Annotated in this window: 14 protein-coding genes; 5 read left to right on the forward strand and 9 right to left on the reverse strand. The window is 44.5% G+C overall.

The genetic code is table 11. The features are described from left to right. Nucleotides 1–11: 11 nt before the first annotated feature. From QUB39_RS21315 to QUB39_RS21330, 4 genes are all read right to left on the reverse strand, one after another. Nucleotides 12–1040, reverse strand: coding sequence for a PstS family phosphate ABC transporter substrate-binding protein (locus QUB39_RS21315; RefSeq protein WP_333210710.1), 1029 nt, complete (start codon nt 1038–1040; stop codon nt 12–14). 116 nt (nt 1041–1156) lie between these two features. Further along, entirely contained in the window at nt 1157–1516 is a 360-nt protein-coding gene (locus tag QUB39_RS21320; protein WP_333055611.1) for a metalloregulator ArsR/SmtB family transcription factor, read from the reverse strand. 97 nt (nt 1517–1613) lie between these two features. Beyond that, a complete protein-coding gene (locus QUB39_RS21325) occupies nt 1614–1868 on the reverse strand; it encodes a hypothetical protein (protein ID WP_172188171.1) in 255 nt (84 codons plus the stop codon). A gap of 177 nt (nt 1869–2045) precedes the next feature. After that, nucleotides 2046–2720 (reverse strand): HEAT repeat domain-containing protein, encoded by a 675-nt coding sequence (locus QUB39_RS21330; RefSeq protein WP_333055612.1) that lies wholly within the window; start codon nt 2718–2720, stop codon nt 2046–2048. Nucleotides 2721–3009: 289 nt separating this feature from the next. On the opposite strand from QUB39_RS21330, the gene QUB39_RS21335 reads away from it, so the two are divergent. Further along, the gene (locus tag QUB39_RS21335; protein WP_333055613.1) at nt 3010–4263 is read left to right on the forward strand and encodes a transposase; all 1254 of its coding nucleotides are present in this window, start codon (nt 3010–3012) and stop codon (nt 4261–4263) included. Between the two features lie 94 nt (nt 4264–4357). Beyond that, the gene (locus tag QUB39_RS21340; protein ID WP_333055614.1) at nt 4358–6817 is read left to right on the forward strand and encodes a CBS domain-containing protein; all 2460 of its coding nucleotides are present in this window, start codon (nt 4358–4360) and stop codon (nt 6815–6817) included. Nucleotides 6818–7190: 373 nt separating this feature from the next. Here the strand turns inward: QUB39_RS21340 and QUB39_RS21345 are convergent, their stop codons facing one another. From QUB39_RS21345 to QUB39_RS21365, 5 genes are all read right to left on the reverse strand, one after another. Next, complete coding sequence (locus QUB39_RS21345; protein WP_333055615.1) at nt 7191–9548, reverse strand: polysaccharide biosynthesis tyrosine autokinase; 2358 nt, start codon at nt 9546–9548, stop codon at nt 7191–7193. Between the two features lie 328 nt (nt 9549–9876). Continuing rightward, nucleotides 9877–10050: a hypothetical protein gene (locus tag QUB39_RS21350; RefSeq protein ID WP_333055616.1), complete on the reverse strand. Its 174-nt coding sequence runs from the start codon at nt 10048–10050 to the stop codon at nt 9877–9879. A 536-nt stretch (nt 10051–10586) separates the two neighbouring features. Continuing rightward, nucleotides 10587–12017, reverse strand: a complete 1431-nt coding sequence (locus QUB39_RS21355) for an MFS transporter (RefSeq protein ID WP_333055617.1) — start codon at nt 12015–12017, stop codon at nt 10587–10589. A 393-nt stretch (nt 12018–12410) separates the two neighbouring features. After that, the gene (locus QUB39_RS21360; RefSeq protein ID WP_333055618.1) at nt 12411–12962 is read right to left on the reverse strand and encodes a hypothetical protein; all 552 of its coding nucleotides are present in this window, start codon (nt 12960–12962) and stop codon (nt 12411–12413) included. A 210-nt stretch (nt 12963–13172) separates the two neighbouring features. Next, nucleotides 13173–13850: an ATP-dependent Zn protease gene (locus QUB39_RS21365; RefSeq protein WP_333055619.1), complete on the reverse strand. Its 678-nt coding sequence runs from the start codon at nt 13848–13850 to the stop codon at nt 13173–13175. 57 nt (nt 13851–13907) lie between these two features. Between QUB39_RS21365 and QUB39_RS21370 the strand changes: the two genes are divergently transcribed. The 3 genes from QUB39_RS21370 (at nt 13908) to nth (ending at nt 16162) form a co-directional block, all read left to right on the forward strand. Next, the gene (locus QUB39_RS21370) at nt 13908–14069 is read left to right on the forward strand and encodes a hypothetical protein (protein ID WP_333096380.1); all 162 of its coding nucleotides are present in this window, start codon (nt 13908–13910) and stop codon (nt 14067–14069) included. Nucleotides 14070–14104: 35 nt separating this feature from the next. Then, nucleotides 14105–15199: an RIP metalloprotease RseP gene (rseP, locus tag QUB39_RS21375; protein WP_333210715.1), complete on the forward strand. Its 1095-nt coding sequence runs from the start codon at nt 14105–14107 to the stop codon at nt 15197–15199. Nucleotides 15200–15499: 300 nt separating this feature from the next. Then, nucleotides 15500–16162: an endonuclease III gene (gene nth / locus QUB39_RS21380; protein WP_333055622.1), complete on the forward strand. Its 663-nt coding sequence runs from the start codon at nt 15500–15502 to the stop codon at nt 16160–16162. Nucleotides 16163–16357 lie beyond the last annotated feature (195 nt).

A 16357-nucleotide genomic window follows, 5' to 3' on the forward strand; every position in this document is an offset into this window, starting at 1 on the left:
ATGAGAAAAAATTAAAATTTTGCCTCTTTTCGTAATAACTCTCCAATGGTTAAGTCAAACCTAGCTTGACCATCGAAGAAAGTCCCAACTTTGCCATTGTAGAAATTCTTGTAAATCAGTTGATAGCCTTCGCTTGGTAGGGGAATGTAACCGACCGACTGGACTAAAGTTGGTGCTTTTTTCATGTAGAATTGCACAAACTCGCCCACCTCTGGTTTATTTTGGACAGCGGTGTAACTGACATAGATAAAAAGAGGTCTACCGAGGGGTTGATATTGAGCGTTTTCTACAGTTTGTATGCTGGGTAGAACTGGCCCTTTACCATTGTCTATTCCTAATGCTTTTAATTGATTTTGATTGGTTTCGTAATAGCTTAATCCAAAGTAACCCAAGGCATTTGGATCTTTGATAACTCCTTGGGCTAAAACATTATCATCTTCACTAGCTGTATAGTCGGTACGGCTGGATTTCGCAGTACCTACTGTTGCTTCTGTGAAGTAGTCAAATGTACCGGAATCTTTGCCTGCACCGTAAAGGGTTATAGGTTGATTTGGCCAATTAGGTCGAATCTGATTCCAGCGGGTAATTTTTCCTTGGGCGGCGGGTTCCCAAAGTTTTTTTAGTTCGGCTACTGTGATGTCTTTTGCCCAGCTATTGTTGGGATTGACTACTACTGTGAGCGCGTCAAAGGCGACTGGTAATTCGTAGTAGCGGATGCCTGCTTTGTTGCAGGCTTCCATTTCCCCTGGGCTGATGGGGCGCGAGGCGTTGCTGATGTCTGTTTCGCCAGCACAAAACTTTCTGAATCCTCCACCAGTACCGGAGAATTCAACAGTAATTGATGCTTTTTTGGGATTGGTATTTTGATATTCTTTGGCGATCGCATCCGTAATTGGATACACGGTGCTGGAACCGTCTATTTTAATGCTTTGCGATTCTGGCGACTGGACTTGTCCGCAGGAGCTGAGAAGCCCGATCGCACCTATGGTCAAAGCAATTATACTTAGTGCGGAAACCTTGGCCTTTTCTGCTCGGTTCATTGACCTCACCCAATGCCATAACTAAGGGGTACACTGGAATCATATCAATAAAATTTGATATGTCAAGTATGAGGGAAGACAAACAGGCAATCAACACATTAAGAAATGTTGATGGGTTAATCTGCGTCAGAACAGGGGCGTGCCGGCAGGATCTGGCTGAAGCGGCGGTATTCGGCGAGGTACTGTTCGAGGGCGACAAACTGAGCTAAATTGAGGCTGTAGTAAATCCAGCGGCCTTCTTGGCGGCTGCGGACTAAAGCTGCATCCTTCAAGGCTTTGAGGTGAAAAGAGAGTTTAGGCTGAGGGACAGAAAGCCGATCGCACAATTCGCAAACGCACAACTCCTGTTCTCGCAGCAACTCCAGAATCTGAATCCGCAGGGGGTCAGAAAGAGCGTGAAAGCCGGAGGAGACAAGTTTTTCCGAAATCTGTCGCTGTGAAATGCGATCGGGCGCAGCCGTAGAATTTTTAAGCATCAATTATTTTGAAAACATCCATACAAAACATCATAGTTACTCAAGCTTCATCCCAGAAAATCAGTGCATTCAGCATCGACAGATTCTTCGGAGTTGATTACTTGGGATTCTGTACCCTTGCCGGCACATCAGTGAGTCCGGCTTTCTGCATCAGCGAAATCACCCCTATAGATAGAATTCCCCCAATAATTGCCCCGACAACTACCAGGATGATAAAGACTTTTTGCAGAGTTTTTTTAGTAGCTGGGTGGTACTGTCTTGGCAATGCTTCACCTTGCTCGTCAACTTCTTGCTCCAAGGGGTCTAGCGGATTGGAGGGATTTGAGTTAAAGGGATTGGGCGCTTGATTCATGGTTAGTTTCGGTTAAAGGAGATCGACAACTATTTTAACTTGCGATTTAGCCTCGCAGCTTAAATAATACATTCTGGTTTTACTGAATAGTCTATAAATTTTATTAAGATTGCTAACATACGGATTAACCCGGTTTATTGAATAAACCGGGTTTTTTAACATACTAAAAGTTTTATGTCACACTTCTGCTTTTGACAAACGATCGAGAGAAATTGTTGCCGCCTCAGATACTTGAGAATTGCTATCTTTTTCTAGGTATTTCAAAGCCGAAACGCTCTTAACACTCGGCAAATTGCCCAAAGCTTCAGCCAGCCTCTGGCGGATCAGCCAATCTTCCGACTGAGCAAAATTGAGGATGCGATCGATCGCCCCAATATCTTTAATTTCCCCCAAAGCCGAAATTGCCGCCTGCTGGATCACCACTTGATCGCTGTCGAGAGCTTTCAGTAGCACATCGCGGGCCCGGGGATCTTTGAGATTTCCCAGAGAAACAGCAGCGCTGAAGCGCACCAGCCATTGAGTATCTTCGTAAAAAGCGCGCACCAAAGCATCAAAAGCTCTGATATCTTCGAGATAGCCCAAAGCACCCGCAGCGTCAGCGCGAATGCCGTAATCCGGGTCTGTTTCTAGCAATTTGACTAGAATAGGATAGCACTCTGCTGTCGGTTTGACCCCCAGAGCAAACACAGCCATCGATCGTACCTGCAAACTTTCGTCGTTCAACACCTTTTTAATCAAAGGCACCGCCTCTGCAGCAGGCACATTCCGCAAGTTGGCCAAAGCCACCATGCGATCGGCGGAATTTTGGCTTTCTAACTTGGCTGCAATTTGCTCTAAGCTTAAAGTTGTCATTATGGATAAATCTTGTAGTAAAACTTTACATTCGGGTTATTTTGATTATAGGGGAGTCTCAGGGGAAAAGCAGGCCGTAAAAACCGCCCTGCGTATTTGAGATGAATGAGATTGCGGATTATTTCCATTAATCTGAAGCTCAGATTAATGGAAATAATCAATTAGAAAGTCTATTATTTAAGTCGCAAGCATAGGCGAGGTGTTACACTATATCGGATAATCCCAAGACTTTATTGTACAGTGCTTAACAAAGCAACAAAAAACTTTTCGTTTATCCCCCAAAAAAATTATGATTGTCGTTGAAAGGCATTACATAGATCGGCAGCATCAGTTTTTTAAACAGTTTGATGACTTATCTTTCCTGTCCAAAAAACTCTACAATTATGGTAACTCTTACATGAGGCAACACTTTTTTAACTCTGAGTCAAAAGTTGGCGCTGCCAAGAGTCTAAAACAGTTATATGCCATCCTAAAACCCACAGCCGACTATAAATCCTTACCTGCTAAAATTAGCACTCAAGTTCTCAAACAAGTTATTCACGATTCGGAGGCTTGGAAAAAGTCAATCAAGGCTTATTACCGAGATATCCATCAATTTTCATCCCCCCCCCGAATTCCCAAATACAAACATAAAACCTGTGGACGTAACTTGTTAATTTATGATAACCAATCGATAGGACAAAGGGGAAAAAAGAAAAATAATGGGCTACTTCATTTATCTCAAAGTGACATAATAATTGCTACAAAAGCGCAAGATGTCATAGAGGTAAGGATAGTTCCTGCCACAGCGACCTACGTTGTTGAGGTTGTTTATAAAAAGCCTGTAACGTTGGTGGATTTAAACCCTCAACTCATAGCAGGTAGAGATTTAGGGATTGATAACCTCGTCGCTTTAGCATCAAATAAGCCAACATTTACTCCAACTCTATATGATGGAAAACAGCTCAAATCAATCAATCAAGGTTTGAATAAGCGCCGAGCATTTTTACAGTCAAAACTTGAGAAAGGGAAATATACCACACATCAAATCCAGCAAATCATCTTTAAGCGAAACAATCGAGTTGAAAACTATCTTCATCAAACCAGCAGTTTGATAGTCAAGCGGTTGGTGGACGCTCAAATCGGGCAGTTAGTTATTGGGAAAAATGTGGGGTGGAAACAAAATTTACAATTAGGAAAAAAAACGAATCAGACGTTTGTAGCAATTCCTGACGCCAAGCTCGTAGAAATGATTACTTACAAAGCTGAGTTAGTGGGGATAAAGGTAACAGTTACAGAAGAATCTTATACAAGTAAGTGCAGCTTTTTGGATTTATATCCTGTCGGTAAGCAAGAGTCTTACCAGGGTAAGAGAGTTAAACGTGGGTTGTTTCGGTCGGGGAATGAAACGCTGATTAATGCTGATGTGAATGCAGCATTAAATATGATTAGAAAAGTAAACGGAAACTCACCCTTTGAGGAGTGCAGCAACCGTATAGAGGTGTTTGCAGTTTCACCTGTACGGGTTTCACCTGTACGAAAAGAGCCACAAAAAATCCGGTAATGTCAAGTATTGCCCGGTTTTTTGTGAACTGTTTCTGCCGTTCCCCAAGGCTTTGCCCGATCGTTAGCCGCCCTCTGACAACCTGCCATCCACTATGCCGTTCTACCACCCGCCCTTTTACTCCTCAGCCTTAGAACAAGCGATCGATCGCTACCCCCTCACTGCCGGGCCAGAAACTTCCTTAGCAGTGGCGATCGCGCTGATGAGTCAGTTGCAAAACAGTTGTCCCCTAGTCAAAACACCTGTACCCTCAGACCGGGGGGCGATGACCGAAACAGCCGCGCCGGAAAAGGTGCGGGCCCGCTGCGTGTTCGTCGTCCAGAACCAGCAGACTATTACCACAGGCAACTTATCCGACAACCCCAGCCGCGGACTGTTAATCGGCATATTAACTCCCGCCGACCTAGTGAGGCTGATAGCTTCTGGCACAATAGACAGCCAGCACAAAGTAGCCCTGCACAAAATACCAATTTCCGAAGTGATGTCCCCGGTGTCGGTCTCCCTCACAGAATCCGACGACCAAGACGTGTTTACCGCCTTATCCTTATTTCGCCAGCACAAGATTCGCTATTTGCCGATCGTCAATCAATTTCGCCACTTGGTAGGAGTGCTGACACGGGAAAGAATTCGCCAAGTATTGCAGCCTTCAAACATTCTTAAATTGCGGCGGGTAGCAGAATTAATGACTACGCCAATTACAGCGCCTCACACTGCCTCGCTGCTGAGCATAACCGAACTGATGTCAGAGCATCAAGTCAGTTGCGTAGTGATTACAAAAAACAAAGAATTAACAATGGAGAAACCCAAAGATGACTATACCTCCATTTTTCACTATTCCTTTCACCAACCCCTGGGAATTATTACCGAATATGACATTGTGCAGGCACAGTTTCTTGAACTAAATTTCAAGCAAACCCCAGGTCAAAAAATCATGAGAACTCCCCTGCAATTTCTTCAACCCTCCGATTCCCTATGGACGGCGCACAAAGAAATGCAGCAGCAACAAGTGCAGCGGTTAGTCGTGTGCGGGGGGCGCGGAGAACTGTTGGGCATTATTACTCAGACCAGCTTGCTCAGAGTCCTCGACCCCACCGAAATGTATCGAGTTGTCAAACAGTTGCAGCAGTCGGTTTATCAATTGCAAGCAGAAAAAGTGGAACTGTTGCAAAGCCGCAACGCCAAACTGGAACAGCAGGTGCGGGAACGGACGGCAAAACTCCACGAACAATTGCAGCGCGATCGGCTGTTAACTCACATTTCCTTGCGGATTCACCAATCCTTAAACCTCGAAGAAATTCTCAACGCCAGCGTCGATGAAGTCCGCCAAGTTTTGCAAGCTGACCGAGTAGCCATCCTGCATTTAGAGTCGAGCAATTACGGCATTGTAGTGGCAGAATCAGTTGCCGAAAATGGGCCTTCAATCTTAGGAGAAATCCTGCCCGATAATATTTGGCAAGAATCTGCTTCGGTGATAGAACAGGAAATTTATGCCGTCCCCGACATCGACCAAGCCCGTTTGAGTGCCGAAAAATATGCCTGGTTCCACCAAGCGCAAATCAAAGCTTATTTGATTGTACCAATTTTGCAAGACGGCAATTTGTGGGGGATGATGTGTGTTCATCAGTGTTCCCAATCCCGTCAGTGGCAGCCTTCGGAAGTGGATTTGCTGCTGCAACTGGCAACTCAAATCGCGATCGCCATTCAGCAAGCCCAACTCTATCAGCAAGTCCAAAATCTCAACACCGACCTCGAACGCCAAGTCCAAGAACGCACCGCAGAATTGCAGCAAAAAGTTCACGAACTCCAGCATTTAAATGTCCTTAAAGATGAATTTCTCAGCACAGTTTCTCACGAACTGCGGACGCCTTTAGCTAATATAAAAATGGCTATTCATATGTTGAGAATTTCTCCCACGCTAGATCGACGCCAGATTTATCTAGAAATTTTAGAAACAGAATGTACTAGAGAAACAGACTTGATTAATGCTTTGCTAGATTTGCAGCGGCTCGAAGCTGCAACTTGTCCGATCGACCTCGAACCAGTAAACTTAGAACTCTGGCTGCCTACTATTATCGACCCGTTTTACACCCGGGCCCACGACCGCCACCAGGATTTGCGAGTAGAGTGCGATCGTCACCTCCCCACGATCAGTTCCAACCGCGCTAGTTTGGGACGAATTTTAGCCGAACTCCTCAACAATGCCTGCAAATATACTGCCAATGGCGGCGAAATTTTTCTGAAAGTTGAGTGCAAAAACGGAGAGGGGGAACAAGGAGAACAAAGGACAAATTCGCGACAAGCAAGTGCTGTGGCTTCAGAAATCCAATTTACACTCAGCAATCAATCGTCCATCTCAATAGAGGAATTGCCTCGAATCTTTGAGAAATTTTATCGAGTTCCCAACGCAGATCCTTGGAAACAAGGAGGTACAGGTTTGGGTTTAGCTTTGGTTCAAAAACTTGTGGAACAGTTGCAGGGAAAAATTGAGGTTGAAAGCAGCAATGGCTGGACTAATTTTATCGTTACATTTCCTACCAACCCCGATGGAAATTAGTCCGCACTCAGTCAATTTGAGATTTGAGATTTGAGATTTGAGATTTGAGACTTCGGCCTAAGAGGTTGGGCGAGCGCGAGCTTCAAGTCGCGCTCAGTCCAAGGATTTTTGATTTTCGATTTACTCCACAGACAAATCTGGGAGATTGAACAAGAATCTAAAATTTTGGGAGTTCCATGACCGCGAATTTCTTCATGTGGTATCCGCCACGTGATTTATCCGTGGAATCAATCCCAAATCGAAAATCAAAAATCCTCAAGAAAGAGCATTTATCTCGCCCAAGTCAATTCTAAAATCTAAAATCTAAAATCTAAAATCGATTGACTCATGTCGAGGGCGGGCATCTTTTTTTGGGGGTCTTCTTTGTTGGGTTTCACTCTTTTTTTGGAGCTAGTTTGCGGATACGAGACGGTGCTGGTGTCAAATTCAAATATTCACTTTTATCTTCAACAACTGATGCTCTCGATGCTGGATACTTCTTGCGTTTAGGGGCATGATTCGCAACTGTGCCCAAGCATGGTATGCCAAAATTTTCTAATTGACTGAAAACTTTTTTGACTACAGAAAAGGGAACCTGGCGAATTGCTACAACCATCAGTATGCCATCGGTGCGCGCCGCTAAAAAATTCGTATCTTTACTGTCAGCCAGCGGCGGCGTATCGTAGATAACTAAGTCAAATTTTGCCTGAAGTTCTTCCATTAAATACTGCATCTGAGATGATGCCAGCCGTCTGGCAGTACCAGGATTCGGGATACCAGCAGTTAATACAAAAAGATTATCTGCTAGATGCGATCGTTGGATAATTTCATTGGGTTCGTTTTTATGGTCTAGCAAGTTGCTCAATCCCTTGACATTAGGCACTTCCAACAGCAAGTGCAGGCTGGGGGAATGCAAATTCGCGTCTACTAACAGCACTCGCTGACCCGCCAGCGCTGCCACGTGAGCTAAGTTTAAAGCAACGGTAGATTTGCCTTCGCCAACTGTAGCCGAACCAATTGCCACAGAGCTAATCGTTCGATTTGAAGAAAGAAAGCGGATATTAGTATAAAGAGAGTCAAAAGCTTCTATAAATTCCGCAGCAATTTTCTTATTACCCTCTTTTCCTTCAATATAAGCATAGGCATTAGCAATAGAAGGCGGCAATTTTCTAGCATTTTTGTCCAGAGGAATTGCTCCCAATAAAGGCACATCAACCGCATCTTTCACGTCATCAGCACAGTAGAAAATATTGCGAATTTTTTCAATGAGGATAGCAGTTCCCAGACCCAAAACTAGCGCTCCAACAACTGCCATCACTAATTTGTTTTTAGCTTTCGATGGAACTGGCATCAGGTTGCCCTTCTCATCTAGCGGTATCCGTGGTTCAGAAATTATTTCCCAAGGTACTTGGCTTTGAGCTGCTTGGACGCGCAGAGTTTCCCGCTGGCTTAGAAGTTGATCGCGGGTGCGGGCGGCTACTTCTAATTGCTGTTGCAGTTCGTTGTAGCGGCGGGCTATGGTGGGAAATTCTGTTGCTTGCCTGTTTAAATTGTTTTTAGTTTGGCTGATGGCCTGACGGCGAGCTTCTAAGACCTCAACTTGGTTAGCAGTATCAACCAATTGTTTAATCAAGCCTATGCGAATAGAATTTTGAAAATTCTGAACTTTAGAATTGGCTTGGGTACCGACTAAATTTTGCCCCAAAATTCTATCAGTTTGCTGGTTGAGCAAAGCTACTAAATTTGCCCGCTTGCGCTCTAAAGCTTCCACTATAGGGTTAGCAGATTTAAACCGAGCTGTTTCTACAGCAATCTGACCTTCTACTTCCTTAACCTTGGTCAGCAACTCTTTATATTGAGGTTCTTCGCTTAAAGCAGAAGCAGCAATAGCTTCATTTGGTGTAAAATCTAATTGTTTTTGCAAGTTAGCGTACAGCGTTTTCTGTTCTTGCAGTAGCCTTTGAGTTTCTAACTCTAAAGTTTCTACGGCACGAACTTGCTGGATTAATTGCGCGCCTTGTTCTTGAGGATTGGTAATCTGTTGCTCCTGCTGTATCACCTGTAACTCCGATTTCAGGTCGTTTACGCGCTTATTGAGTCCCGGAAGCTGGTCTTCAATAAATTTAACACCTTCACCAATCCGAGTCTTGCGTTCATCAAGACTGTACTTTAAATATTTCTTTTTAGTTTCTTGTAAAACGAACTCAACAAATTCAGGCTCATTCCCCATGAAGCGAACTTCCAAAATTTTAGTCATCGTCATCTGATCTTCTCCGAGCCGCAAAACGACTAATTCTTTTTGAAGCATTTTCTCAGTGAATTTTGGATATCGTTTTTGGACTTGTTTAACAATAGCTGACAGCATCTGAGGACTCTGGAGAATTTGAAGTTGAGTTGCGTAGTCCAAACTAAAAAAATCTCTACTAGGTACTCCTCCCCCCTCGCTGCGATTGGCTAGGGCAGAGGGGTCAGCAATTCTTGCCTCCGTTGTCACGGGTTCCACTAGCATCCGAAAATCGCCTTGATATGTTTTCTTGGCTCCCTTGATCTGATAAACAACTCCGCCGACTACTAGACCTATAATCCCAATAATGATTAGGGCTTTTCGCTGAACAGTCCTCAACAACGGCTTTACATTCAATCCTTTCTGAGGCTGCGCGCTTAAATCTTCTCCCTCGTCAACGGAAAATTGCTGCACCTGTCGGCTCTGGTTGCTAATGGGTACGATATGAGCGTCCTGTTCTCTTTCCATGTTGACCTCTTTGATATTTTGTGGGTAAAATCAGCTTTCTTCTGCGAGCCTTCAGGTTGATACTTTGAGCATTGGCTTAAGGATATCACACGAAATTATTGGTTGGTCGATCCCACTTCCTTCTAATAGTTCTCACTACTTTCACATAGTATACAAAAATCACTAAATCCTTATGCTAGGCCGGCGGTAAAAGTTCTTTTACAACTGCTGGAGAGTTAGATCGGACTGCATTTGGCTCGGCTGCGTTGTGCTTGTATTTAGGGTTTCCGGGCGACGAAGCCAACTTTTTCAGGTGTTGCTCAGCTTCGCGACAGCGGGTTCCATAACTTTACCAAACTTTTACAATTGACCGTAACACCTCAGCCGCCGCTTGCGCTGGTATTGGTTTGTCCTCTATGCCATTTTTCGGTTCGGAGTCAACGACAAAAGCACTTGTTAACTTACGCGCTAACTGATCGGCTAAAAAGTGTTGCATTTCCCCTGTAGATATAATTAGCCACATTCGGCAGATTTTTGGGAACGGCAACTAATCGAATCAATTTCCGAAAAAAATCTGTTTCTTCTTTTAATTATAAACTTTTTGAGGAGTTAGATGAATGATTAAGTGTATATACTTATTTTACCGTGGCGATCATATCGCAAACTCATTTCGATAGTGCGCGAGCGACATAAAATTTAATAATTTGTGTTCTCAAGCTCGATCGACATTTAGAACAACTCAAGCATTCGGGGTTTTTCTACTGGGGCGGATGGCGCGGCGCGATTTATGTATTTTCGTAAAAAAAACTAGGTTTCTGCGTTCCGGGGCTATTACTAAAACTATCGCTTTTATTCGCCCTCCGAGCAAGCTATAGCAATCCTTTCAGGAAACGCGCAACGTTTTTTTTAAATTAACCGATGCCATAAGAAGATGACACATTGTTCAAGAAAAAAATAGTTTGCATAGGATGGGAGGATTGCTATTAATATCGCCCGGATTAGCTATCGGTAGTTGTTATTTTTCGATTTTACGAATTACCAACTATTGGTTATTAGCGCTTACTGATTTTGTGCTTTTCTTTCTCGCAGCTTCAACAATATTTCTGCATGAACTTCGCGGGTTATGGGATAAAAGTATGTGAGAATCATCCCAGCAATTAAAGCAATTGTGGGGAGCGGCCCGATCGCAACTCGAATCGCAAACAGTGCAGACTCTGGCTGTACGGGTGCAGGCTGTCCCGGAACTGTAGATAGAAATCCAGCTCCTTCTAATGCTTGACCTACCAACCACAAACCCCCTGCCAATCCGATTTTTTGCAGCAGTACCATAAACGAATAGAAAACCCCTTCGCGTCTTTCTCCTGTTTGCAGTTCGTCTAGTTCGATCACATCCGGTATCATCGACCAAGGTATTAGATAAGCCGTGGAAACTCCGACACCTGCCATGACTGCTAATAAGTACATCTGCAATACTTGTCCTGGTTGGAGAAAAAATAGTCCAGCTTGAGCAATAATCCACAGACTCATGCCCATAAAATATACGGCTTTTTTGCCGTATCTCTCGCTGACTTTACTCCAAACAAATAGCATGATTAATGCAGTGCCTTGAACTGCGATCGCCACCAAGCTAAAAACGTACTGTGGCTGTTGCATCCAGTTAACAACAAAGTAGGGAATAATAGTAGCCGTCAACTGCACTCCCAGCCAAGAAAAAAGATAAATTCCAATGACGTACAAAAAAGGGCGATTGCTAAATGCAATCTGCAACTGTTCTTTCAGTGGCAAGGATGTAGAATTATCGAGTTCGGCGTTTTCTAATAGTTGGGCTGCGACGTGCTTGCGAGTTCCCAAAACGCACCAGTACAAAGGCAAGACAGAGATAACTGCACAGATTGCACCTAATACTAAATATTGTTGATTCGGGTCTTTTTCAAATACACGAAAGATAATTAGAGCTAAGATTAATGAAAAGATGCTGCCGCCAATGGAGAAAGCAAACCGAAAACTATTAAGGCTAGTGCGTTCGTTGTAGTCTTGAGTAAGTTCTGGAGTCAGGGCAGTGTAGGGAAGATTGACAGCCGTGTAGGCGGTGTTGAACAAAATACTGATTGCAACATAGTACCAAAATAACACTGTGTGATCCGTGCTAGGTACTATCCACTGCAATAAGAAGAATATGCCGAAGGGAATGCCACCATATATTATCCAAGGATATCGGCGGCCCCAAGGGTGAGAAGTGCGATCGCTCAAAACCCCCACAATCGGGTCATTTATAGCATCCCAAATCTTGCCAACTACCAAAATATTACTGGCTAAACCGGCAGGTAAACCAGCAACATTGGTAAAGAAAACTAGGAGGTAAAATGCCAAAACATTAGCGGTAATTGCCGGGCCGAGGTCGCCGGCACCGTAAGCTAATTTTGTTGAGAGGCTGAGTTTTTGTGTTTTGGGGTTGTCGGCTGCAGGTCGAAGCCCGGAAGTGTTGCTCATAAACTTTGATGTCGAGATTTTTTGGCAGTCACAGTCTTTCCAGTAGGAGTATAACTCGCGCTACGCCCTAATACTAAGTTTTTTGTAGCGATCGGGATTATTTTGAATAATTGGTAATTCATAATTGGTAATTGATAGATTTGTTGGGGCGGGTTCACCAACAATAATCGCCCCAAAACAAACAATCTCAAAAACCCGCCCCCACCCAACTTTCCCAGCTAAATGTACGTTCAGATTTACGGTGGGGTGGGGGCGGGTTTATATGAATTGTCGGTCATTGTTATGTATGGTTTGTGAACCCGCCCCTACAACGTTGTGGTAATTAGTATAGTCCCGGACTACTTTAAATCCCAAATCCCCAATCTAAAATCTAAAATCTAAAATCTAAAATTGCTATGTCAGCAATCTCGATTTAGCTGTAATTGCTCCCACACACCACAAAATGGCATTGACAATTTCCGATCGCTGAATATCTTCTGTGTCTAAAAAACTTGCAAACTCTTCCTCAATATTCAAATGGTCGGCAAAATCATAAAGTATGCGCTTGTATTCAGTTGGCATCGGTATTAAAGTAGCTTTCACTAAATCGAAAAGCGCGTTCAAACAGTTGAGGATAGTAGCTGACTCGTCAAAATCTTCGGCATCGAGCAGGTATAGCGTTTCTGCAATGTCGCAAATAGCGTCTATTTGTGTGGGTGGCTTTCCCAGTTTGCTGACATCGATATTGCACAATTGGAGAGCGTTAATCGCTAGTTCTGGACGGGTAAAAAATACAAGTTGACCGCCGGCTACTAAGGGCGGCTCTTGTTCTCCATAGACAATTAGAGTATATAGATTTGGTATTTCGGTGCCAGGGTCGATCCGCAAACCAAACAGCCACAACAATTTTTCTGTATTTGGGTTTGCTGTTTGCAGTGTTGTTGGGAAAATATTTGGTTCTGACATTAATTTTTAATCCCTATAATACGCTCTTAAACTCGGTTTCTACGCAAATTTTTTGTGTTTTAGGACTTACGCCATCATTCCAGGTATGGGGGCAACCACGGGGGTTTGCCCCTAGAAAACACTATATATTGAGGCGGTGCGTAAGTCCTGTCTTTGTGAGAAATCTAGATATAAACCGGGTTTATAAGGCAAAACTGCGTAATTTTTTTGCTATAAATTTTGCTGGATGATGTCGCAGCATTCGGCAACACTTGCTCTTTTTTCCATGGCTGATACTAGGGCTTCGTAAGCTGATTGGTGGCTTTCGATCAGGTTTTTTGCTCGCAGCAAACCCCAGTTTTGTTTGAGTTGAATTTCGGAAATTGGACGGCGCAGTTGTGTTAAAATTGCACTGATTTTGGTGCGGTCTTCTGCTCCTCCTTCTGCACGGCCGTAAACAAATTTTTCTGCGACTATTCCGGCCATCCACACGGTGCAGTATTGGTCTAAAAGTTGGGCGGAAAGAGTGCCACTTTGGAGTTGAGATGCTAATTGTTGGTCTTCAAATCGGACGCCGCCTTGGGCTGTTTGGCCTTGTTTAAATGCTTCCCAAGCATTGAGGGCGTAGCTGGTTACGGGAATTCCCAATAGGTGGGCGACTAGGAAGTGTCCGGCTTCGTGGTGAAGGATACGATCGCGCTTTTGTTTGGAAGTTCCTCCCAGCAAATCTAATAAAATTGTACCGCCTTGACCTTGCCACTGGAAACTGTCGAGGGTGGCTAGCCCCAACAGGCAAAAAGTGGCGATCGCAGGTACGGCTTCTGGCAAGTTGAATAGGGGGCCCAACAATATTGAAACGGTGATGGCAAAGATAGAAATAGCGATAATATTCAAAGAAGTGTCTTTCATAATGGCGAATGGCTAACAGGGAATTGGTAATGGGTAATTTGTAATAGGGAATGGGTAATGGGAATGGGTTTTAGAGGTAAACTCAGGTACGATCGCGCGATCGGTTTGGCAGCGTCGGGTCGATCGCAGCAGCCGGGACTTCCGACAAAAACACCACCTTCCAGTTTGACTGAAAATTGTCCCTCCGAAGCCACCGATATTAAAAAGATATTAAAATAAATCAAAGTCCAGTAAAAGTGTTAGTGGAATCCTTCATGTCAGTTTTGGCAGCGATCGCAGTTTTAGGTATCTTGATTGTCGTTCACGAACTCGGCCACTTCTTGGCGGCGAGACTTCAACACATCCACGTCAACCGCTTCTCCATCGGTTTCGGGCCAATCCTCTGGAAGTACCAAGGCCCGGAAACTGAATACGCCCTCCGCGCGTTTCCCCTGGGAGGTTTCGTGGGTTTCCCGGACGACGATCCCGACAGTACAATTCCCCCAAATGACCCGAATTTGCTCAAAAATCGCCCCGTGCTCGATCGGGCGATCGTCATTAGCGCAGGGGTAGTTGCCAACTTAATTTTTGCTTATTTCCTGCTGGTGGTGCAATTGAGCACTGTCGGCGCTGCAGAAATCAACTACCTACCGGGAGTTAAAGTCCCGGAAGTCGCTGCGGAAGTCAGTTCGGCCGCCAAACAAGCGGGAATTCGATCGGGCGACGTTGTTCTGTCTGTTGACGGCAAGGAATTGGGCGCTTCCGGCGAAGCAGTCAAATTATTGGTCGCAGCAATCCAAGATCATCCCAACCAACCCCTAGCGTTGGAAATTCAGCGCCAAGAACAAAAATTTCTGGTGACAGTAACTCCTGAAGAGTCGCCCGACGGCAAAGGTCGCATTGGCGTGCAACTAACTTCTAACGGCACTGTGGTGCGGCAGAGGGCCGGATTTGTAGAGGCGTTTAGCAAGGCCGCCAAAGAATTTGAGCGGATTGTGGTGCTGACGGTTCAAGGCTTCGGGCAGTTACTTAGCAATTTCAGCCAGACTGCCGACAAGTTGTCCGGGCCTGTGGCGATTGTGGCGATTGGTGCAGGGATTGCCAAATCGGATGCTGCGAGTTTGTTTCAGTATGCGGTGTTAATTAGCGTCAATTTGGCTGTGATTAATATCTTGCCTTTACCTGCTTTGGACGGCGGTCAGCTAGCTTTTCTTTTAATCGAAGGACTGCGGGGCAAGCCTCTGCCGAACCGCATTCAGGAAAATGTCATGCAGACAGGTTTGGTGTTGTTGCTGGGTTTGGGAGTTTTCTTGATTATTCGCGATACTGCTAATTTGGCTGGGTTTGATTTGCGAAATTTCATGCAATAGTAAATGAAGGAAGAAGGAAGAAGGAAGTTCGGCAACGGATTCGCTCGACGGATGTAACGGATGTAACGGATGTAACGGATGTAACGGATGTAACGGATTTCAGGAAGAAGGAAGAAGGAAGATTTATGTCTAGTTTTCCGTTTTCCTATTTTCCTATTTTTCCCTCTCTTTTTTTCCTACGCAAGCGAGGCAGAGCCTCTGGTTATGGGTTCCCCGGTCGTGCCTGGGAACCATTTAAAAACAAATAACAAATGACTAATGACTACTGATTACTGACTAATGACTAATGACTACTGACTAATGACTAAAAAGTTAAGTTTAAAACAACGATCGCTCGAAATTCTGGTTCGCCTCAAACGCCTCTATCCCGAAGCTCCTTGCACTCTCAACTACGAAACTCCCGTGCAGTTGCTGGTGGCGACGATTCTCTCGGCTCAGTGTACGGACGATCGCGTAAATTTGGTAACGCCGGCTTTGTTTGAGCGTTTCCCCGATGCGGTGGCTTTGGGAAATGCTGATTTAGAAGAATTGGAAAGTCTGGTGCGATCGACTGGTTTCTACCGGAATAAGTCTAAAAATATTAAAGGTGCTTGTCAGGCGATCGTCAATAAATTTAACAATCAAGTGCCGCAGCGGATGGAACTGCTGCTAGAATTGCCCGGAGTAGCCCGCAAAACGGCTAATGTCGTTCTCGCCCACGCTTTTGGTATTAATATGGGCGTGACGGTAGACACTCACGTCAAACGTTTGACTCAGCGGTTGGGATTGACCGAACATACCGATCCTATAAGGATCGAGCGGGATTTGATGATATTGTTACCGCAGCCGGATTGGGAAAATTGGTCGATTCGGTTGGTTTATCACGGCAGGGCAGTTTGTAATGCGAGAAATCCGGCTTGCAATATTTGCGAACTGGCAGATTTGTGTCCTTCTGCTAATAGTTTGGTCTTGCACCAAGGTTAAGTACAGGCAAGATGCCTGTACCACAAAAAAAATGAGTTATTGCAGATTTTTACCCTTCTGCTAATAATTAGGTGTTGCACAAATGCTAAGTACAGGCAAGATGCCTTTACCACAAAAATGTAGAGTTATTGTGGAACAGGCATCTTGCCTGTTGCTAAAAATGTAGAGTTATTGTGGAACAGGCATCTTGCCTGT

The sequence above is a fragment of the Microcoleus sp. AT8-B5 genome, from assembly GCF_036705565.1.
Taxonomy (GTDB): domain Bacteria; phylum Cyanobacteriota; class Cyanobacteriia; order Cyanobacteriales; family Microcoleaceae; genus Microcoleus.